General features: G+C 38.3%; 21 protein-coding genes. 6 read left to right on the top strand and 15 right to left on the bottom strand.

Annotated elements, in window-relative coordinates; translation table 11 throughout:
* Positions 1-250 precede the first annotated feature (250 nt).
* The 3 genes from N4G44_RS08085 to N4G44_RS08075 all read left to right on the top strand — a co-directional run bounded on the left by N4G44_RS08085 (position 251) and on the right by N4G44_RS08075 (position 4227).
* Positions 251-1828 (top strand): autotransporter outer membrane beta-barrel domain-containing protein, encoded by a 1578-nt coding sequence (locus N4G44_RS08085; RefSeq protein ID WP_474925839.1) that lies wholly within the window; start codon positions 251-253, stop codon positions 1826-1828.
* Between the two features lie 330 nt (positions 1829-2158).
* A complete protein-coding gene (locus tag N4G44_RS08080) occupies positions 2159-3223 on the top strand; it encodes a terpene synthase family protein (RefSeq protein WP_474925837.1) in 1065 nt (354 codons plus the stop codon).
* Positions 3224-3225: 2 nt separating this feature from the next.
* Positions 3226-4227, top strand: a complete 1002-nt coding sequence (locus N4G44_RS08075) for a terpene synthase family protein (protein WP_474925835.1) — start codon at positions 3226-3228, stop codon at positions 4225-4227.
* A 402-nt stretch (positions 4228-4629) separates the two neighbouring features.
* On the opposite strand, the gene N4G44_RS08070 is transcribed toward N4G44_RS08075, so the two are convergent.
* Both N4G44_RS08070 and N4G44_RS08065 read right to left on the bottom strand, forming a co-directional pair.
* Positions 4630-6168, bottom strand: coding sequence for a toxin-antitoxin system YwqK family antitoxin (locus N4G44_RS08070; RefSeq protein WP_474925833.1), 1539 nt, complete (start codon positions 6166-6168; stop codon positions 4630-4632).
* A 224-nt stretch (positions 6169-6392) separates the two neighbouring features.
* Positions 6393-6959: a hypothetical protein gene (locus N4G44_RS08065; RefSeq protein ID WP_474925832.1), complete on the bottom strand. Its 567-nt coding sequence runs from the start codon at positions 6957-6959 to the stop codon at positions 6393-6395.
* Positions 6960-8185: 1226 nt separating this feature from the next.
* Between N4G44_RS08065 and N4G44_RS08060 the strand changes: the two genes are divergently transcribed.
* The 3 genes from N4G44_RS08060 to N4G44_RS08050 all read left to right on the top strand — a co-directional run bounded on the left by N4G44_RS08060 (position 8186) and on the right by N4G44_RS08050 (position 10907).
* Entirely contained in the window at positions 8186-9796 is a 1611-nt protein-coding gene (locus tag N4G44_RS08060; RefSeq protein WP_474925830.1) for a sensor histidine kinase, read from the top strand.
* 8 nt (positions 9797-9804) lie between these two features.
* Complete coding sequence (locus N4G44_RS08055) at positions 9805-10434, top strand: response regulator (protein WP_474925828.1); 630 nt, start codon at positions 9805-9807, stop codon at positions 10432-10434.
* Between the two features lie 185 nt (positions 10435-10619).
* Positions 10620-10907, top strand: a complete 288-nt coding sequence (locus N4G44_RS08050; RefSeq protein WP_474925826.1) for a hypothetical protein — start codon at positions 10620-10622, stop codon at positions 10905-10907.
* A gap of 249 nt (positions 10908-11156) precedes the next feature.
* On the opposite strand, the gene N4G44_RS08045 is transcribed toward N4G44_RS08050, so the two are convergent.
* The 13 genes from N4G44_RS08045 to N4G44_RS07985 all read right to left on the bottom strand — a co-directional run bounded on the left by N4G44_RS08045 (position 11157) and on the right by N4G44_RS07985 (position 20421).
* A complete protein-coding gene (locus N4G44_RS08045) occupies positions 11157-11408 on the bottom strand; it encodes a hypothetical protein (RefSeq protein WP_474925823.1) in 252 nt (83 codons plus the stop codon).
* Positions 11348-11821, bottom strand: coding sequence for a hypothetical protein (locus N4G44_RS08040; protein ID WP_474925821.1), 474 nt, complete (start codon positions 11819-11821; stop codon positions 11348-11350). The genes N4G44_RS08045 and N4G44_RS08040 overlap by 61 nt, the downstream gene beginning before the upstream one ends.
* 45 nt (positions 11822-11866) lie before the next feature.
* Complete coding sequence (locus N4G44_RS08035; RefSeq protein WP_474925818.1) at positions 11867-13366, bottom strand: CocE/NonD family hydrolase; 1500 nt, start codon at positions 13364-13366, stop codon at positions 11867-11869.
* On the bottom strand, positions 13327-13608 hold the full coding sequence (locus N4G44_RS08030; RefSeq protein ID WP_474925817.1) for a hypothetical protein: 282 nt from the start codon (positions 13606-13608) through the stop codon (positions 13327-13329). Before N4G44_RS08030 ends, N4G44_RS08035 begins: the two co-directional genes overlap by 40 nt.
* A gap of 54 nt (positions 13609-13662) precedes the next feature.
* The gene (locus N4G44_RS08025; RefSeq protein WP_474925816.1) at positions 13663-14109 is read right to left on the bottom strand and encodes a nuclear transport factor 2 family protein; all 447 of its coding nucleotides are present in this window, start codon (positions 14107-14109) and stop codon (positions 13663-13665) included.
* A 74-nt stretch (positions 14110-14183) separates the two neighbouring features.
* Positions 14184-14471: a serine hydrolase gene (locus N4G44_RS08020; RefSeq protein ID WP_474928304.1), complete on the bottom strand. Its 288-nt coding sequence runs from the start codon at positions 14469-14471 to the stop codon at positions 14184-14186.
* Entirely contained in the window at positions 14456-15199 is a 744-nt protein-coding gene (locus tag N4G44_RS08015) for a serine hydrolase domain-containing protein (protein WP_474925814.1), read from the bottom strand. Before N4G44_RS08015 ends, N4G44_RS08020 begins: the two co-directional genes overlap by 16 nt.
* A 153-nt stretch (positions 15200-15352) precedes the next feature.
* On the bottom strand, positions 15353-16765 hold the full coding sequence (locus N4G44_RS08010; protein WP_474925812.1) for a S41 family peptidase: 1413 nt from the start codon (positions 16763-16765) through the stop codon (positions 15353-15355).
* 144 nt (positions 16766-16909) lie between these two features.
* A complete protein-coding gene (locus tag N4G44_RS08005) occupies positions 16910-17590 on the bottom strand; it encodes a CPBP family intramembrane glutamic endopeptidase (protein WP_474925809.1) in 681 nt (226 codons plus the stop codon).
* A 69-nt stretch (positions 17591-17659) separates the two neighbouring features.
* Positions 17660-18241, bottom strand: coding sequence for a Crp/Fnr family transcriptional regulator (locus N4G44_RS08000; protein WP_474925807.1), 582 nt, complete (start codon positions 18239-18241; stop codon positions 17660-17662).
* A 138-nt stretch (positions 18242-18379) separates the two neighbouring features.
* Positions 18380-18862 carry a cupin domain-containing protein gene (locus tag N4G44_RS07995; RefSeq protein WP_474925805.1) on the bottom strand — a complete coding sequence of 161 codons (483 nt, stop codon included), beginning with the start codon at positions 18860-18862 and terminating at the stop codon, positions 18380-18382.
* A gap of 22 nt (positions 18863-18884) precedes the next feature.
* Positions 18885-19307, bottom strand: coding sequence for a Dabb family protein (locus N4G44_RS07990; protein WP_474925803.1), 423 nt, complete (start codon positions 19305-19307; stop codon positions 18885-18887).
* A gap of 10 nt (positions 19308-19317) precedes the next feature.
* Complete coding sequence (locus tag N4G44_RS07985) at positions 19318-20421, bottom strand: hypothetical protein (protein WP_474925801.1); 1104 nt, start codon at positions 20419-20421, stop codon at positions 19318-19320.
* Positions 20422-20486 lie beyond the last annotated feature (65 nt).

The raw sequence follows: 20486 nt of genomic DNA, 5'->3' as shown, positions 1-20486 counted from the left end.
TACATCCCAATACGTAGAAAATTTTCTACATTAACCTTTAGTTTATTCTACGAAAAAACCTGTTTTTTCGTAGAACATTTCTATACTTTTACATTATGAATAATTATAATTTAAAAATTAAGCTAAATATTAATTAAATAAACAATATTTAACAATCAATTAATACAGAATTATGATTCATAAAGCAGTTTGATAACTACTGCATCTCATCAATAATGTTCGGGAATTAAAAAATTTAAAACTAAAGTAAATGTTAAAAAAAATTACAAAATTGGGACAGATATTAGGGCTGGCAACCTCATCTATTGTATTTTCGCAAACAGGGAATATAGGAATAAACACCCCAAATCCCGGATCAACCATAGACATTAACGGATCTGTAGCGGCCAGCTACACTGCAATTAATACAGCCACTTACAATTTAAGCTCAACAGACTTCCATGTTTCTTACAATGGTACCGCAAATGCTGTATTCAACCTTCCGGCAGCCATCAGCGGCGTAGGAAATTTCAAGGGACGACTATATACCATTAAAAATAATACAAATTTTACCATCACAGTTAATTCCGCAGCACCGGAAACGATCAACGGGAATGCAAATATTTCCATACCTCCAAATCAGAGTGCCCAGCTAATTAATACAGGGCTTACCGGAGCCAACTCTACATGGGAAGTAGTTTCATTGGGCTCTTCTTCAACAGGTGATTATATTATTGTAAAGCCTAATGCAGCACAATCTATATCAACAGGATCCGATGTAACATTTGGATCTGTAATTGCCTCCAACAATATTACTTACAGCGCCGGCGTCTTCAATTTAAAAGCAGGCAAAACCTATGTCTTACGTTGCCAGCTGCATGTTACAGATTTTTCTCTGGCAGGTGGTTTTTTCGTTTACGAATGGGTTGATGCTTCTAACAATTCCGTACTCCCTTCCAGTACCACTGGAGTTGTTGACGCGATAAATAATTATCCTGCAACCACAATAGGAGGACAACCGGAAGCCTATGCTATCTTCAGACCTACTGTAGACACATCAGTAAAAGTAAGATTGGGTGGTGCCGGAACCGCTCAACTAAATCCGGGTATAGGATTTATGTCAATCACAGAGCTTGAAGGAGGTAGTGGCAACGGAACTACCATCATCAATAACAATATCACAGCCAGTAACGGCCTTTCCATGTCAGGCACTGACGTTAAATTAGGTGGCACCCTATCTCAGCCAACCAATATCGCCACAGGCGGAAATAACCTGAGCATCAACGGAAGCGGAAAAGTCCTGGTAGGCACCAATACAGTTCCCACAGGAGCAGGCAATTCCAAAATAGTCATAGACAATGGCACCACAAATGGCGCATTGCAGATTAAAGACGGAACCCAGCAGCTAGGCTACGTACTAACCAGTGATGCCAATGGTCTGGCTACATGGTCATCAACTGTTACTACTGCATTTGCCAACAACTGGACCTCTTATTCAGGAACACTGGCTAATCCTTTTACCGGAGCTACGGGAGGAGGGAATCTGCCAACAGGGATTTCTGTAGTAATTCCTGCCAAAGGATGGTATTTTTTCCGCAGCGGTATTGCCATAAATTCCGATTGTAACGATTACACCTTCTACATTAACGGAATCGGAGATGTATGGAAAAGCTACTGTACTTCCAATACGGCTGTTTATATGGCCCCAAGAGACCAGAACCGGGTGTTATACTTTTCTACTCCGGGAACCTACACCGTTCTGGCCGTTAAAACCAACGGTATTATTCCAGGCAGTTTTAATGCAGGAAATCCAAGTTTTTACCTTGATTTTGTGAAATTCCAAAATTAAAGGAACACTTATCATTAACTACTGTAACTTATTTTAGATTAGCAATCCCCCTGACCATCATTATACCATTACTCAGATGATGAGAGAGAAATTTGTTCCCAAACAAAACGGGGGATTCTAATTTTACTATCAATTATTAAAATCATTACATAATTTAAATATTTATTTTAAAACAATAAAAATAAATAGTAAATTTAAAACATAATTCATGATTGTATCTGACTATTATTTAGCATAATACGTCAATCAGGCAACGCGTATTTCCGTTATTGCATTTTTAAGTATAATAACGTATAGATAAATAAACGATAACCATTAAAACTACAAATCATGAGTAATGAAAATTTTAATCCGCTTGAACTGCTCACGAGCAAGTTCAGGTACCCTTTCCCCACCCTTAAAAATCCCCATGCAGACGAACTGCAGCAGATCACAGAAAACGAATGGATCGATGGGGAATATCTCTGGATCTATAAAAACAATCCCCAAATCCGTAAAAAGTACAAAAAGACCCTGACCGCACACATTGCAGCCCAGTGGTTTCCTACAGCTCCGATAGAAAGGTTTAAACCGATCTGCAGGTTGATGCTCTGGACTCTTTATAACGATGACTTATATGAGGAAGAAGAACCGGAAAATATTGATTATGTACATGCTCAGTCAATTGCGATACTGAACGGGGAAATCACCGCCTGGCAATCCGGAATACCATTAGGCAAAATGCTTGCCTCGCTCAGGGAGGAGCTGCTACAGTTTATACCACAGGAGTCTATCCTTCGTTTCAGCCGGATGATCAGCAGATATTTTGAAGGATTGAAAACTGAACTGGAATACAAAAGAAATAAAAAGTTTCCAACGGTAGCAGACTGCATAGCTTTAAGAGAAGATTCTATCTGCCTATACCCTTTTTTACAGCTTACAGAGGTGGAAACGGGCATTATATTACCCCCGGAAGTACATGACCACCCTGTTGTCCGGCGGCTGCAGGCTCTGGCCTGTCATCTCGTCACATTTTTCAATGAGGTGCAGTCTGTGACAAAAGATGAAGCCACCGGAAGTATTTACTACAATATTGTCAAAGTTATCCAGAACGAGCGGGGAATCTCTCTGGAAGAAGCATGTCTTGAAGATCTGCGCCTTCACAACGAAGACCTGAAAGAATTTGTAACTCTGCAGGCTTCCCTTCCTGATTTTGGCATCTGGCATGAAGCCGTAGTGAACTGGGTGCATTATATGAGTATGGTACTAAGCGGCTGGAAAAATATCTCTACGAAACTGGCCCGTTACAATGCCATGGAATTTCCCAATACAGAGGAACTCAGGGAAAAGCTAAATGCCCCATCGCATGAGTCCAAAGAAATTAACAAAACAACACAAATATCCCTAAACAAATAAAAATGACACCAGAACAATTTAACAGCTCGGATTATTTACCACGGGGGTTTTATCCCTGGCCTGATCTTATCAATTCGCATGAGGAACAAATGGGAAAGGATATGGATAACTGGATTGACAATGATTATACCTTTTTAACGGAAAAACAGCGCGAAATTTATAAAAAAATGAGACTTCACAGGTGTACTGCCCGTATGTGGCCGGATTTAACCTACGAACAGGCCGTTCCCTGCAACAGGTTCATGCTCCAGTACGTTGCGCTCGACGATCAGGTAGAGCATTTATCCCTTGAGGAAATTCAGCAGTTAAGAACCCGTTGTACAGATATTCTCAGAGGTGCCGAGCCTGCTCCGGAAGAAAATGCCCTTTATCATCATATGGCAATGATCCGGGATGAATTTCGTGCTTTCATGCCGGATCTGTGGATGGAACGCTTCATTTACTATTTCTATCAGTCTTTCAGATACGGAATAGAATTGGAGTTTCCTTACAAAATAGCCCACCGCCCCCCTTCCCTGAATCTTTTTAAAACGATCCGGGAGTATTCCGTTCTTATGCGTCCTTATCTTATCCTTGGCGAAATTGAATCGGGACTTGTATTGCCACAGCATATCTTTGAGCATATCGTAGTACAAAAAATGATCTCCCATATGACACTCGTGGTGGCCTGGCAAAATGACATCCATTCCCTTCCGAAAGAAATGGCAAAAGGCACAGAGGTATTTAACCTGATTTTTGTATTGCAGCAAGAATATAATCTTTCATTGGAGGATGCCTGCGCAGAAGCTTTACGCATTCATAATGAAGAATTAAAAAACCTTATGGATTTGCATTCGGAATACCGGGAGTTTGGTGAGTATCAGGAATATGTTGACAAATTCGTCTATTATGCAGGAGTTGGCCTTCAGGGTGTAAATACTTTTTATCTTGAAACCAACAGATACAAGCATGGCGGAGTCGGTTTTGCCTGGCCTGAGGATCATGCTTCCAACAAAAGCCTGTAATACATCTGAAACAAAAAAAACATAATTACAATAAAGCTCCCGGGTATTATTTGGGAGCTTTATTTGAAATAATGAACTTCCGGGAGATTACAATAGCATTACTATCATCTCCCCACTATAATTTTTTGAACAAGCTTTACAGTTTCAGTTAGATATCCACCCAAACCGCAGGAAAAAGAGTTGGATAATGTTTTTTGAAAAACTATGATGTCCTTTATGTTTTTGTTTCAATTTGGTAAGTGCTTTCCTGCAGTTTGCTGGCTTTTTATGATTGGAGTTTCCTGGTTATTAGTTTTTTTAGCTTAAAGTATCAATGCTGCTAAAAGGCATCGTTCAAACTTTACAGCATCCTTTTATATAGTCTGTGTGATGTTGTGGATGTTTGAATAGTTATTAAATAAGCTATATAGGTTCAAAAAATTCATACTGAAGATCAGCCTCTGTAATCTGTGTATTTAATGAATTATAAGAATCCTGCTCTCCCTCTTCCGCAAGGACTTTGGATTCCTGAATTAATTTTCCTTCAGTATTAAAAACTTTTACCAGAACCCATTTTCCGCTGCGTTCCAGCTCTTTCAAACCGTATTCGGATTTATATTTAATTTTTCCGCTTTGAAGGATACCGTCTTTTACAACTGCTTTATTGGCAGGTTTTCCTTTGGCATACTGTACAATCTGTGCTGTGAAACCACTATCCTGCCCTACCGGCTGGCTGTAGGTATAGGCAATAGCCCCCTTTTCATCATAAACAGTAGAATTATATACCGTCTGATCTGCATTAATTTTTGTTTCTGCTTTTAAATTTTCTTCGTCTCTGAAATACCTGGAATGCACTAAAACGCCATCCTTATAATGCTGCTCTACAAGTCCCTCATACAGGGTACCGTTATAAGGCATGTCATCTTTATAGGTCACCGCACCTTTTGGTTTCCCGTCCGGATAATAATACCTGATCTCCTGGGTCATCTCATCTTTCAGTACCTGTTCGGAAGATAATTTCCCGTTTTCATCAAAATATTTTTTCAGGACCGCAAAACCATTTTTATAAGACTCAATGGTAACAAAACCGGAAAAATTATAATTGAACTGATAATCTTCTCCATCCTGAGGCTTGTAAGATTCGGTTTCTTTATCATAGATATAGGTAAGATTGCCTATCAGCTTTCCTGTTTCATCATACGTTTTTTTATAGCCTCCTTTCTTGTTTTTCTTTTCTTCCTGCAGAATTTCACCTTTTGTGGAGTAGATGATACTTTCTGTTACTACTCCTTCTTTATTCTGCTTTTCAATTTTGGACACCTTCATAGGATCCTGGTAGTACTCTACCGTTATTTTATCAGCAGAATTTCCGGAACTGTTTACCCCGATAAATTTTCCTTTTTCACCATAAAATTTGGTTTCGAACGCTCCTGTATTGCTGTTACTTACAGTTTCATAACGGATTCCTTTAATATCCTCATCATAAACAACGGATTTGAAGCTATCGGGAGTTTCATAGGTAGTAACCGTGTTATAATAAGACATTTCTTCCGGATTTTTATAATTGTAGAGTTTGCCTGTAAAATTACCGTCTGCTTTATAAACCAAATCCTCCAGAATTCTTCCCTGCTCATCAAAAGTTTTAGCGGGTCCAACCTGGTTACCGCCCGAGAATGTTCCTGTACTTAAAACTTTACCTTCTGCATTGTACCAGGTAACCTGACCTTCATATACTTCGCTTCCCGGTGTAGCATCCGAAACAAGTCCTTCCATCTGAAGCGTTCCGTTTTTATAAAAATCCTTGATTAAAATGAGTTTTCCTCTATTTTCGGTTTCCCGGTAAAATTCCATCTTGCTCTGAGTGGTTTTCTCCCAGTTTTCATCAAAATAGATTTTTTCCTGTGCGTTGGTGTGAATGCTTATGATCAGGGCGAAAACCGCTGATGTAAATAATTTTTTCATTTTAAAAAAGATTTAGATATACATAAAAGCCATAAAGAACAGCTTCCAGTGTTTTATCATAGTTCTGATATATCTTTCCGGACACTTGAAAAATTTTCATCATTGTGTTTTTTTGTGCCGAAATGACGTTGCCAAAGGTCTGTAAAATCGCAATGGCAAAAAATCCCTGTTTTCAGCTAATTTGTGATCTTAGGGTTTGAAAATAAAAATTGTTGTATTGAGTCTTAGCAGTCAAACTGAATGGCAACTTCAGCTGCTTTTTTAATCAGTTTTCCTTTTTTTGCTTTGGAAGAAAGATATAGGATCACCCTTTCCTCTTCATAATCCCGGTTGGCACCGAAAATAAAGTCTGGTTTCCCATCTTTATCAATATCTCCTATGAAAAGTAATTCTACAAAAGTATCGTTAAATGATTCTTCCTCTAAAAATAAGGTTTCCGGAGAATTACCCGCTGACAGATAGAGCTTATAATCTTTTACATTCTGATAGAGCTCTTCGCCTTCATCGGTGTGCACTTTTTCTGATGAAAGCACTTTTCCTTCTGCACGCAAAGTATACTCCTGATCTCCGAAATGAAATTTTAATTTTTCTTTTGGCCAGATTTTATTTTTCAGGATTTTAACTGTTTTTATTTCCCCTTGTGTCAATCGCGGATTACCTAGTAGTAAAAGGCTGTTATTTTTAGAATTAATAATTCTGGTAGAGTCTCCTGAGCATTCGGAATATCCTCTTGTAATGGTATAATTTGCCTTACCCAGATAAAATTTTCCGTCCTTCTGATATAAATCCAACCAGTGTTTTTTAAGGGCATTCACTTCGTTTTCGTTCCCAAAATCCCGGTATTCTTTGGGTAAAAGGATTCCAAAATCTTCATTTGCCTCTTCAACCGGATTGGGCTCCGGATCTTTTAATTTTTTACCGGACTGAACTTCCTGTTGAGGATGTTTTACCTCTTTTTTGTTTCCTGTATTTTATCTTTGCAGGATATCACCATCATTAAGGGTAAAAAAATTAAAATTGTTCTCTTCATTATTTTGCTCTTTTGTTTATTCTATGCTGTCTTAAGACGCTGATTTCTGAAACTGATTTCATCACTTTTCCTGATTATTTTTGCAGCTGAAATCTTAAATAATTTGCTTCCACAAATAAAGAGCAAATTTGTAAAAAAATAGGTTTGAAAGACATCCCTTTTTTCAGCCAGTTTAGTCTACATGCCCTATTTAAAAAGAAAAAATGTAAAATTTTACCCAAAATTAGCTGAAAGCAGGGATTGGAAAACCTGAAAACAATAACGATTTTTGGCTGTAAATGTGAACCGGTCATATTTGATGATATAACATGCCCGGTGAGAAATAGCAAAGTAATAACTTTGCAGCGCTTACAAACCATACAATGCTGATCAATTTTTTTCTTTTTTGCGCGCTCCAATTATCTTTATATGTCTTGTATTAGCTGGTCAGGCTGCATCTGCCCAGGAACTGCACAACAGCCTGGAACAGCAATATAAAAAGTATAAACCGGGAAGCACGCAGCGAATGATGATTACCGGAAAGTATGCACAGGCACTTTTTTTAATAATCAGGAGGATAAAGCTTTTGCCATTTTAAATGAAAATATTGCTTATGCCAAAAAGCTGGCAGATGGAAAGTATGCTGCTTATTTATACATTATTTCAGCAATCAATTACAGACTGCTGGATAATGTCAGGGCCTATGAAAATGCTTCCAGGCTTGCCCAGCTTTATAAAGAAAAAACAAAAGATCTGGAAACAAAAGGCTATGTATCCTACGGGCTTGGCTGGATCCAGGAACGTAATCAGAAGAAAGCTGAAGCGGTTCGTTATTTTTTAAAAGCTTTATCATCTTATGAAAAAGCACCTTACTCTGAAACTTTAAATACCAGGAAAGCGTCTGTATACCGGGAATTAAACAGTATTTATGCCGATTGGAACGATTATCAGCTTCAGGAGAAGTACAGCAAGCTATCGCTGGAAATTGCCCAAAAGCAGAATGATCCTATGAACTTATTCGATGCTTATATGGCCATGGGATATATGTACGAGAAACGCTACGAATCCACTTCTGATAAGGCCTTTATCCATCAGGCTGAGTCTTATTACATCAAAGCAGTAGAGACCTATAAAGCCAATAAGGCCCATATCCCCATTCCTTCCAACCTCTCTTTTGTAGCCATCAATCTGGCCAATTTATATTTAAATTATTTCCCGGAATCTTACAGAGATAAGGCACTTTATTATGCCAATTTAGCTAAAACCCAGGGGATCGCCACAGGAAATCACGACCATGTAGCCTCTGCCAATGGTCTTCTGGCAGAAGTAGCCTTACAGGATGGTAATAAAGAAGAAGCAAAACAATATCTTTTGGCAGCCCTTGCAGAATCTGAATATGATAAAGTCACTGATCTGAATATCAAGCTGTCGATTTTTGAAAATCTCTCGAAGCTGTTTGAGGATGAAAATAATTTTAAAGAAGCTATATTCTACCAAAAAGCTTACTTGGAGACCTTCAAAAAAGTGTATGATCAAAAAAGTGCTGCTTTGGGTAAACAGCTGGAAACCCAGTATGAAAGGGAAAAGCAAAAGCAGCAATTGCTAAGGTTACAACTGGCATCTGAAAAGCAGGAACAGCGGCTCAAAGAAATGAGCTGGCATAGTTTACAGCAGGCCCAGAAATTGGAAAACCTGGAACTCACGAAGGAAAACCAGTTGAGAAAACTGGAATTTACTGAAATGGAGAACAGTAAAAAAGCACAGGAACTCCGTTTATCCCAGCTGGAATCTTTTAACAGAAAACGTGAAGTAGATCTCTACAAAGCCCGTATTGACTACAAAGAGAAAACCAATACATTTTATATCGGGCTGACGGCCTCTGTTTCTTTACTGCTCATCTTACTGCTGTATGCCTATTTTCAAAGGGCAAAAGGCATAAAGCAAAAAGAGAAACTACATCTTCTCGAGATGGAAAAAATCATACAGGACTCAAAAATATCCAATCTTACGGTGATGCTGGAAGGACAGGAACAGGAACGGGGAAGAATTGCCCGGGATCTGCACGACGGCCTGGGAAGTCTGCTTTCCGGAACCAAAATGAATCTGTTCTTATTAAAGGATAAATCCAATGCTGATCATCAGCTGCAAATAGAAAGATCAATGGAACAGATCGATATAGCAGTTGACGAGCTTCGGCACGTTGCGCATAATCTCATGCCGGATCTGCTCCTGAAGTATGGACTTCAGGAAACATTGATGGAATATGTTTCCAGGATGACTACTCCGAAGCTGGATGTTGATGTTCAGTTTCTGTATTATTCCAATCAATTACCCTTAGAAAGCCAGCTGCTTGCCTACAGGATCATTCAGGAGCTGGTGAACAATGCCGTAAAGCACGCTAACGCAAGCCAGATCATTATTCAGTTCATTGAAAATGAATCCGAATATGTCATTATCGTGGAGGATGATGGAAAAGGGTTTGATATAAATACTTTGAATCACTCGCATTCTGCAGGGTTTCACAATATCCGTTCCCGCGTTGAATTCCTGAAAGGTACTATGCATATAGAATCCCAGATGAATGTAGGAACCAATATTGAAATCAAATTTCCAAAATAAATAAATTTATGACTAAAATCGCTATAACCGACGACCACCCATTATTGCTTGAAGGCTTAAAAAATATCCTTTCCCAGCAAGAAGGTTTTTCCGTAGTCGGGTGCTATTCTTCTGCAAGTGAGCTTTTTGCAGGATTAGAAAAACAGAGTCTGGATGTGCTGCTATTAGACATTAATCTTTCCGATGGGAACAGTATAGATCTGATTCAGCCTATATTAAAAAAATATCCTGACACTCAAATCATTATTTTGAGTGTGCACAATGAATTTGCAGTCATTAACAGCACCTTAGAGGAAGGCGCTATGGGATACATCCAGAAAAATGCTTTGGTCACAGAAATAATTTCAGGAATACAGACCATACTTAAGGGGGAGAAGTTCTTATGCAACCAAACCAAAAGAATTGTAGAGATGAAAACGAATTCCGGGCTCAATGCGGTACCTAAATTAACCCGCCGGGAAAAAGAAATTTTGCTAGAAGCATCTTTAGGTCTTACCACCATCCAGATAGCAGATAAATTATGCATAAGCCCTCATACCGTAGAAAGCCATCGCAAAAATCTGATTGTCAAATTCAAAACCACCAATTTAAGCACAGCAATAAAATTGGCAATGGAATATGGATTGGTTCGACAATAAACCGAGCCGTCAATATCATCTTGATTTTTAACAGTTTCAGATCAACATTGAATTATATTTTACCTCAGCAGGATTTTTAACCATCCTTGCAGGCATTATGACTTCACTCATATAATTTCCGGAAAGTAACTGTTAATTTTGAAAGTGTAGAGCCAATTCAACATTAATTCACAATTAATCAGCTTATGAAAAATCTATTTTTATTCCTCATTGCCATTAGCTTTACTGCTTTGGCCTGTAAGAAAAACGAAACTGAAAGAAATACTACAGAATCTGTTAATATGCAAAACAGTCAAACTGATACGGCATCTTCAGCATCCGAAAGTTCAAAAGACAGTGCATCAAAACAGGATAGTATCAATACAAAGACTCACATAGGCGGAAGAAAAACGAGCAATAACAATACGGGTAATAGCAGCGGTAATGTTAACGCTGCGGTGTCAGACAGCCTGCAGCCTTCAAGACAAAAATGATAAGAGAGTCTTCATTAGGGTTCTATTCCGGATATTAAAGTTTATTCCTGAATGAATATTGATATAATGTTCAATTTTTTTGTTATGACAACGTTGTGATAGAATTGTAAATCTTATCATCAATAACTAATCATTTGATTTTTATTTATTTGACATTTGCTTCATATGTCAGGCGAAGTTTTCGGTTAATTTTGACATTCTTCTAACCTTTTTAATTATGCTTGTACTAAAGGTAATAAAAACAAGATTTTATTTATACAATACCGGTTCGGTTATACCCGCTTTTTTAAGCTGTTTCTTATTCATTTCGAAATGCATAATGGTCATATCGTTATAATATTTTCTGAAAGAAGGTAAATTGTATTGAGCTCTCCATTTGTCGACCTGGGTACTGTCTGTAAGTCCGTATTTGGGAATAGCCTGCCCAATTTTGTTATACGTTACCTGTGAGCCAAACCGTTGTTTTTTCTTTTGATTGACTGCAATTCTATCCTCCAGCATCGCGTAATGGCTTCTGTCAGCATTTTTTTCCTGATTTCTTTTTTCAGGACTTTCAGCATTTCTTGCTGGAACGGAACATCATTATCCGCATGCTGAATTGAGATCCAAAACTGGGTTTCTTTTTCACCGATTTTATCATATCCGAGGTAGCCGTATTTTGAATAAAGCCTTTTTATTTTATTTTGGTTTTCAAGGTCAACACTGTCTCTCATTTTCAGGAATACATCCCACATTTTTTCTTCTCCATATTTTTCTTTCAACTCAGGAAAAGGAATACCTGCATATTTTTGGTCAATGGTATAGATGTGGTCAAGTTCGTCCAGAATAGTTTTTCTCTCAGCGTCAGAGATTTTTCCGGATCTGCAACTTAGCGCTATAAAGCTTAAGAATATCATTATCAGATATTTTTTCATATACATAATTTATCTTTTAGAAGTTGTTAAAGAAACTTACCTTAATTATTTCAAAACAGGGATTTCAACAAAACTATCATTAAACCACCGGATCACCAACGGTTCTTTTGCATCGGCAATGGTTTCGGAAGTTACTGTTTTTCCGGTTCCGTAGTTCAGTTCTGAGAAAGGATTTTTATTGACATTCAGTACAATGACCAATCGGCTTCCTTTCTGCAGTTGCTTACTGATCAGATGTGTATTTTCAAATGTGATGGTTTCTTTTTTGCCGGGAGTCAGCAATTGTCTTTTAGTATTGTCTTTGGCATAGCTTGCACGGCCGATATAGTAGGAAAGATGAAAATATTTTCCTTCCGGTGTGAGTTCATAAAGGGTTAGCCCCAGATCTACGTCTTTTTTGTTGATGCTCAGTTTTATATTTCCAAGGAATGACCCGTTCACGAGCATGGCATCCAAAGGTTCGCTTATAAAAATATAGCCGTTACCAGAAACGCTTTCTCGAATAATAGGATCCGGATAATAATCATTATTGCTGATTGTACGGTCCGCAAAATCTACTTTCTGAACCAAATATTTATTGGGTTCAGGTTTGTTTTGACTCAGTAAATATTCGTTATCGCTGACTTTAGCAGCACTCAGATAAAATTTCAAATAACTATTATGCATAGCCTCCAGTGAAGCAGCGCTTCGCCATTCATCTGTTCCCATAACCTGATAATTGATCTTATCTTTCAGAAAAGCAGGTTTTTCAGCACCTTTCAGAATATAATCCAGCCATTGATACGTGTATTCCTTGATTGGAAATAAAGCATTTTTACTGACTGTATATCCGTTGATAATTTCCTGCCCTCCCATTTGTGTACCGAAATGGCCATAAGGACCAATCACCAGATAAGCAGGCGTCTGGGGACTGTACTTATTGAGCTCTCGCAGATAATAAATTCCTGAATTCTGGGAATCATTATAATAACCGTCAAATGCTAAGACAGGAATATTAATCCGGGCAAAATCTTCTTTATAGGGAGCCATATTCTGCCAATACTTATCAAATGCGGGATGATTTATCCACCGCTGAAAAAGGCGGTTCGGTGTGCCATCAATACTATCCATTTTACTATAGGCTGCTCCGGTTTCCCACCATTTGAACATCATATTTCGGAATCTTTTGCGGTCATCTCCCGTTTTATTGTCAAGGTATTTATTGCTGCCTACATAAAAAGACCATTCGTAATTGGGATTGATAAAAATATTATTTTCCATGGGAAGCCCCATTCCGGGGCGGTTGGCAACATATGGTACAATTGTTTTCAGTGCAGGATGAAGATTTTTAGCTGCCGCCCATTGTGTGAAGCCATTGTAGCTTCCTCCATACATTCCTATTTTACCATTAGACCATGGCTGTCTGCTGATCCAGTCAATGACGTCATAGGTATCTTTTCCATCGGTTTCATAAGGATAAATCTCAGATTTGCTGAAACGCTTTCCTCTTGTGTAAGCCATAACACCTACATATCCCCTATCTGCAGCTTCTTTAAGCGACTGCATATCCCGCCCCTGATCCCGCACATAGATGGTAAACTGTAATACGACAGGTCGCGGAACATTATCATTTTTTTGCGCACAACCATTGCAGAAATCTCCGCTCCGTCTCTTGTACGGATCATCACACTATCCTGAATATTGTATAGAGTCTGGTCCTGCTGACGGGCCCAGAGAGTCTGCTGGGCATATAATGAGCAAAACCCCAACGCTATAAGAATGATTGTCAACCTTATTTTATTTACCATAATGATTCTTTTAATCTGAATATCCTTATTTCTGCAATCCTGTTATCTATACCGTTAATTCTTGGGCAAATCCCACCAGGTATAACTTTTTTGTACAATTTTCCAGCTTCCCTTATATTTCATCAGTAAAAAATAATCAATAAATTTTCTCCAGCCCGGGACTACAATCTCCCCTTTTGCGATGGCGGCATCTTTTTCAACATCAATCGAGATAATGCGTCCGATTCTATTCACTTTATTGCCCGGTTTTATAGCATTGATATATTGTTGTCCCGAACGGATCCAAAGTGTATCTGAAGTTACGGTATACAGATTAAAATCAGGATGAAATGCTTTCCGGAGCTTTTCCGGTTCTCCGTTAGCCACTCCGTCCATATAGTTGTAAAGCGTTTCTTTAATCTGTTCTTTATCGGTGTTCTGGGCATTTTTATCATCCGGTTTCTGGGCAAAAACAGTTCCCGAAACAAGCAGGAGCGGAAGGATGATCCGTATTGTTTTCATAGTATCATATTAATTTGTTATTGACTGTTTGCAGGCTTGGTGTACTGTTGGTGTTCGTTTACTCTATTTCCTGATTATTTCAAAGTCTTTTTTATGTCGTTCAGAAAATCAAATACAGGAAAAGCATCCCCTTGATTGGTCAATGCAATGACCGTATTGCCGTTTTTCAGATCTCTCCAGAACAGGCTTCTGAAACCTGCCAATCCACCCGTATGTTGGGCAATCATCGAACTGTCAGATTTCTCGATAAACCAGCCTGATCCATATTCAGAATGGGTTCCGTCTTCCAGAATGGGTGTCTGATACAGTAATTTGGTGCTTTCTTCTGATAATAATTGATGGGTTCTTAACGCCCTGTCCAGTTTATAAAGGTCTTCCGCCGTAGCGTAAATCCCCCGTCTCCAGTCGTAAGAATGGAATAGTCATCCACTTTTTTATCCCTGTTATATCCTATAGCTTTATCGGGAATGACTGTATTTGATTCATAAACTGTGGTATGATGCATTTGCAGGGGATGGAAGATATTTTCTTTCAAAAATTGGGCATAGGACATTCCGGAAACCTTTTCGATAATTAAGGACAGGATAATATAGCCGGAATTGCTGTACTGAAATTTTGTTCCGGATTTAAAGTCTAATCCATCCTGATTTTGAAGCCAATGGATAACATCATTATTGGTCAAACCTTTTTTTGTAAGTCTATTTTCATAATCTCTTATTCCCGAAGTATGATTCAGCAATTGCCTGATGGTAATATGTTGGGCGTAGGCAGGAAGATCATCAACAAACTTTACGGCATGATCATCGAGTGAAAGAAGTCCTTTTTCTGCTAGTTGAAAAATGGCAACGGCAGTGAAGGATTTACTTAATGAAGCGATATAAAACGGGGTTTCTTTTTTCAGTACCGTTTTGTTATGTAAATCCCGATAGCCGAAAACGGTATCCATAATGACTTTATCATTTTGAGCGATTAATATACTTCCATTGAATTTTCCCTTTCGGTAATAGTTATCAATCACTTCATCCGGAGTTTGACTGGTAGTCTGACACCCCATTACTATTAAAAAGAAGATAAAATAAAAATGTTTCATATTAATTTTCATTTTGGTAAATCTTTCCACACTTCCCGCCTTAAAATATGAATTGATTATGTGGTTTAGTTTATACTTAGGACAATTGTCATTTTAGAACTATTACATTTCGGTTTGCTCGTATATGTTTTGTTTTGCCTGATCTAAATTCACTTACTTTTTATTTATTAACTGAATAGCATAATCTAACTCTGCATCTTGCTTATTGATCCAGTTTTCGAATGTAGTTGCTATTTCATGATCCGGTATTGTGCCGTGGCCGAAATTTTTATTCAGATCAACCGCATTGGTGTATTTCTGCAAAGGTATAGTAATAACCAACCCGGTCGGAATTTTAGCCTTGCTCAGCATTCCACTTGTATTCCCCTGATAACCACCACCCGTCTCCTGCCCGATCACGACAGCTTTTTTGTTATACGACATCACTGCCGTAAAATCAGCACAGGATGAAAGGCAAAGACCATTGGTTAGCAGATAGCTGTTTCCCTTAAAATTCATCTTGGCAGGTTCCTGCGGTTCGTAGTAATCGAATTCTTTTGTGATCCATGATTTTTTCCAGAGATACAATCCATTATTTTCCTCAGGTTTTTTGTAGAACATCTTATTGACACCCTTGATCTCTTTCGCTACAGCTTCTGTAACTTCGATCTTATCCCAGTATCGGAATGTCTTGTCGAAGAAGAAAGAGGCCAGCAAAGCTGCATTATCATCCGTTCCTCCCGTATTGTTCCGTACGTCAATGATAAAATTCTTGATATTCTGTTGTTGCAGAGTCTGAAATACGTCCCTGATAAATTTCTTAAAATTCTGCCCACCCTGTTTTATTGCAGTATCGGCAAAGGAATGAATTTTTAAAATAGCCATTCCATTTTTTACCTCAAACTCAAGGGGCAAATTATAGTTTTTTTCAAGCTGTTCCAAAGGTGGAAATACATCTTTGGAAGTACCGTTCAACTCAAAGGTCTGATCAATACCTTCTGATCTCATAACAACTTTGAAAACTTTAGGTGCATCTATTATTTCCTGATACCAAAATGGAAATCTGTAATTCAGCAGAAGAATCTTTTCCGTTTGGTTATATCCGTCTGAAGGAATTGCATCAAGCAGCTTTTTTAATACCTCTGAAACAGGAGCTCCATTAATTGAAACCAACTCTGCCCCCTGTTTAATACCTTTATTTTCCGAGTAATTCTTGGAGACTAATACCTTCTGATTCCTGGCATCCACGAAAAGTTCTAACGGTAACAAAGTATTAGAATTATTAAGATAATCTTTATATTCTTCCGGCAGCTCAATTCCGGTGTGAAGGCATCCAATCTTAGCAAATAATGGTTTCAGTTTCCTGTAATATTGCAGTTGGGTTAAAGAATCCTGAATGCTCTGTTGAGTGGAATCAATCAACAATCCAAATTTTTCCTTATCCGTATATCTGTAGAATCCCGGATGTTTTTTGCTGATCTCATCCATTAATCCTAATGTAAATTGACGTAAGCTGTCTGCCGGATATTTGTGATCAGGTTTAAATTCCTTTGTCTGCCCAAAGAAGTTTAGCGTTGAACTTATCAATATTATAATTGTTAATGCCGGTTTAACAAAATAATTTTCTTGCTTTGATAGATTGATCATTGTTTATCTAGTGATTTAATTCTAATATTTCCTCCTATTTTTCGTGTTGATATTTAAATTAACCTAAATATCTTTTCAAAAACTTTATTTCCGGGTCTTTTCGAGAGATTTATAGAAGATCACAAATGCAATCCAGATCACCAATAATATAACAATTAAGATCAATTCTGTCTGATGGAGGCCATTTCTGAAAAAATTGTTCAGCGAATGAAATCCGGCAACAGCCAGTAATGAACAGGTCTTAGTATACACCTTACCAATTCCCCAGGTACCTAAAAACAATACACCGAGAAAAATCATATTGGAAGCAGTGAATTCAAAATTCAGATGCCAGATAAACCATAAAACGGCAATAATGATGATGCTTTGAAGTTTCGGCAGATCTTTCAGCTGTTCCTGCAAGAATCCGCGCCAACCGATCTCTTCCAATAAACCATAGACCAAAACCGTGAAAAGCAGTACAAAAGGAAATTGTCCCTGCTGAATGTAGCTGACTGTTCCAATGAGAACAACAGGAAGTATCCAGAAAATAAGCAAAGGCAAAAGTAAGTTTTTGTAATTTCCTTTCAGGGACAGCTTTAAGGGAATATTAAACAATTTAACCGAAACCAAAGCACCGATAGCAGGACCAATTCCCCGGAGTAAAATTTTTATAAATTCGTTGTCGGTAAAATTAAACAGATTGGTTTTCACCGCCAAAAAGCGAAACAGAATGGCAATAGCATAAAAAACGATAATGCTCCCAAGTCCTTTTCTTTCTTTCATAGTTTTTTGAATTAGAATCATTCAAAATTAATTATAAGAAAGATAAATCCACTTGACGATGGGTAAGTTTTACTTCCCGGTCACTCTTTTTCTGAGGCGGCTTAAGCTTTCGGCAGTTAATCCCAGATAAGAAGCGATTATTTTTAGAGGTGTACGCTGGAAAATTTCGGGACGCTGGCTGATGAGGTTGAGATAACGTTCTTCCGGGCTAAGGGTCAGAAGGTTGATCTGATCCTGTTGTTTTCTTAAGAACAATATTTCGGGGATGGCTTTGCCAATCCTCAATCCTGTTTCATTACGGGAATAAAGCTCATTAAGGTCAGGGTAGCTGATCGACCATAGGGTGCAGTCTTCCAATGCCTGTGTTTTAATACCTGAAGGCTGCTGCTTGAGGAAAGAAAAATAATCGCTCATAAAACTGTGTTCATACAGTAAGTTGATGCAGATGTCTTTTTTCCCGTTCCAAACGAATAGACCGACAGAACCTTTGGCTACAATATTCAAATATTTTTCTACACCCTGATAATCTTTTATAACCTCATTTTTCTGAAATTCCCTGACCGTTATTTTTTCCGAAAAGCGTTCCCAGATATTGGTTTCAGCATTATAAAACGGAGAAAAAACTTTTTGAATTTCTTGGGGTGTAGGCATATATTCAATTTTTACCTACAAATTTAGAATTTTCAGCCCAATTACTTACTGAACCGGCATGGTTCGTAGTGATCAAAATATTTTTATGAAGTGAAAAGCTAAAAAACCATTCTCTAACGAGAATGGCCTGTAGTATCTTTATTTCAAATTATCCGCAATGAAAAAATCATCAGCATTTTCTGAGATTGGGATATAAAGCCTCTCCCATTCTTTGCTCTTTACCATATCCCAACTGTGTCCTGTTCCTTTCAGATCCTCAGCAAGCAGGACGGTACCGGGTTTTATCATAAAAGTTGAACCATCGGTAACCTTAAATCTGATGTTCCCCTTAATCGTAATTACATATTGTCTTCTTGGAGCCGGATGGGCATTTTTCTCCCATTCCTCAGTCTTGTTGCTCATCCAGAATGTACTCGTATTCATATGCTTCAGCGTAGGAATTTTTCCTTTCTCGAATGTACATGATCCGTCCGGGTTATTGACCAGCCTTATCGCCGGAATGAATTCGCTGGTTTCCTCAGCTTTTACGCTTACATTTTTGTGTCCTTTGTGCTGTGCATTCATCATTCCGAAAGAACTCATTGCTAAAACAAGGCCCAAGCCTTTGATAACATTTTTCATTTGTTAAATTTGATTTTAAGTTTTAATTATAAACAGTATCGTGAACCATCATTTTATCAAAATATGGTTTGTATTTTGCGACCAAAGCCAAATGCTCAGGGAGTTTCCCATAGGCTTCAAGATCTTCCAAACTATCGAACTCCATAGAAACATTGTATGTGAAAGTGTTATCCAAAACAGCTCTGGGAGTGGAATTTGCTGGTTTTCCGAAACGTAGGTTTTTCTGGTAAGGTAATTTTCCGAGTCCTTTAAAAAAGTTTTCAAATTCTTTCACCTCCGTTTCAGAAAGGTCTTTTTTGAGCCAGAACAAAAGGTAATGAAAGTAAACTTTCTTCTTCTTTTCAGGCTTATCCCGTCCTGGAAAAGCTGAAGCCAGCAGATTTCCTGAAATCAACAAAAGAGCGGAAGCCTGTAATGAGCGAAATAAAAATTTTCTTCTTTCCATTGTAAGTATTTTAATTAAAGTCTATTCTGTATTTCAGCACAAACTGCCATTTTCTGTCTGAAACCACTGCACCGTTCGCCGCATCATTGGTATAGACAGGCCTGTTTTGAGCATCAAAGGTCAGTCTGGAAGACATTCCGTTCATCAGTAAGGAAATTCCTGCATCGTATACCACTGCATTATCCTTCAGAGCCTCGAGGTTTGATAATTGTACTCCCACAGCCGGTTGCAGCTGTAAATTTTTATTATCTTTATTGAAATAAGGCAGTGTTCCTCCTACCTGCAGATAATAGGTATTTCCCGTTCCTATAACCGGCATTGCATTTCCCGCTCCATTCAGACTTGCCTGTGTGGCATCCACTCCGGTGGCAGGATTGTTGGTCCCGACATAACGTACATAGTTCGGTCCATAATCGTTATGCATGGCCATGGCGTATGCGCTGACGGATGTTCCTTTATCTTTGTTCAGCGGAGCATCATAAAATAGATCTACTGCAAAGCTTCTCATATCGTCATTGACCGTATTCTTGTTGTTATCAAGATGCCACATTGCGTTATGGATATAATCGAAACCGGCTCCCAGGCTCAGCACATTCTTTTTTCCAACATAAGTTCCGGAATTAAAAGGTGTTGAGATATTTTCCTTATCCAGAAAAGCGTATCTGAAATACCCTGAAAAATCCTTCCCCGGAGCATTTTTGCTAAAACTTGCCACATTGATTTTAGGATCGGAAGTCGCCATTGTATAAGGATCGGCAAGTACCAGACGGTAATCAAATTTTCCAAGCTGACCTTTGATATATGCACTTAATTCTCTTACCGTATAATCGGTAGCTCCCGCATTGGAAGTCGCATACGCCGGAAGATCATACAATAAAGTATTCAAAGGGCCTGTAGTAAATCTGGATAATCCTCTCCATGTGGAACGGCCTGCTCCGAAAGCGATCTTGTCGTTAAAGGAATATTCTGCATAAGCATCCAGCAGGTCAAAATAGTTGCTGCTTTTTGCATTAAGGTTCACATTGGTGGTTCCTCCCTGTAAAACAAACATCAGCTTCTCTGTGGGTTTATAGGTCATTTTTACCCTTACCCTTCTCAGTGATAGGTCTGACACCTGTGATTCAGCCTCATTGTTCACTAAACTTCCGGGATTCAGCTGTGTATATCGTGCCCAGATCT

This window comes from Chryseobacterium sp. GTID13 (assembly GCF_056172655.1).
Note: the sequence above shows the minus strand (reverse complement) of the source record. Positions and strands in the feature narration are given on the sequence as shown.

Bases quoted from the DNA above. Each gene is read 5' to 3' on its own strand.
- N4G44_RS08085 (WP_474925839.1), top strand. From the start codon at position 251: ATGTTAAAAAAAATTACAAAATTGGGACAGATATTAGGGCTGGCAACC.
- N4G44_RS08080 (WP_474925837.1), top strand. From the start codon at position 2,159: ATGAGTAATGAAAATTTTAATCCGCTTGAACTGCTCACGAGCAAGTTC.
- N4G44_RS08075 (WP_474925835.1), top strand. From the start codon at position 3,226: ATGACACCAGAACAATTTAACAGCTCGGATTATTTACCACGGGGGTTT.
- N4G44_RS08070 (WP_474925833.1), bottom strand. From the start codon at position 6,168: ATGAAAAAATTATTTACATCAGCGGTTTTCGCCCTGATCATAAGCATT.
- N4G44_RS08060 (WP_474925830.1), top strand. From the start codon at position 8,186: ATGAACTTATTCGATGCTTATATGGCCATGGGATATATGTACGAGAAA.
- N4G44_RS08055 (WP_474925828.1), top strand. From the start codon at position 9,805: ATGACTAAAATCGCTATAACCGACGACCACCCATTATTGCTTGAAGGC.
- N4G44_RS08050 (WP_474925826.1), top strand. From the start codon at position 10,620: ATGAAAAATCTATTTTTATTCCTCATTGCCATTAGCTTTACTGCTTTG.
- N4G44_RS08045 (WP_474925823.1), bottom strand. From the start codon at position 11,408: ATGCTGGAGGATAGAATTGCAGTCAATCAAAAGAAAAAACAACGGTTT.
- N4G44_RS08040 (WP_474925821.1), bottom strand. From the start codon at position 11,821: ATGAAAAAATATCTGATAATGATATTCTTAAGCTTTATAGCGCTAAGT.
- N4G44_RS08035 (WP_474925818.1), bottom strand. From the start codon at position 13,366: ATGCAGTCGCTTAAAGAAGCTGCAGATAGGGGATATGTAGGTGTTATG.
- N4G44_RS08030 (WP_474925817.1), bottom strand. From the start codon at position 13,608: ATGGTAAATAAAATAAGGTTGACAATCATTCTTATAGCGTTGGGGTTT.
- N4G44_RS08025 (WP_474925816.1), bottom strand. From the start codon at position 14,109: ATGAAAACAATACGGATCATCCTTCCGCTCCTGCTTGTTTCGGGAACT.
- N4G44_RS08015 (WP_474925814.1), bottom strand. From the start codon at position 15,199: ATGAAACATTTTTATTTTATCTTCTTTTTAATAGTAATGGGGTGTCAG.
- N4G44_RS08005 (WP_474925809.1), bottom strand. From the start codon at position 17,590: ATGAAAGAAAGAAAAGGACTTGGGAGCATTATCGTTTTTTATGCTATT.
- N4G44_RS08000 (WP_474925807.1), bottom strand. From the start codon at position 18,241: ATGCCTACACCCCAAGAAATTCAAAAAGTTTTTTCTCCGTTTTATAAT.
- N4G44_RS07995 (WP_474925805.1), bottom strand. From the start codon at position 18,862: ATGAAAAATGTTATCAAAGGCTTGGGCCTTGTTTTAGCAATGAGTTCT.
- N4G44_RS07990 (WP_474925803.1), bottom strand. From the start codon at position 19,307: ATGGAAAGAAGAAAATTTTTATTTCGCTCATTACAGGCTTCCGCTCTT.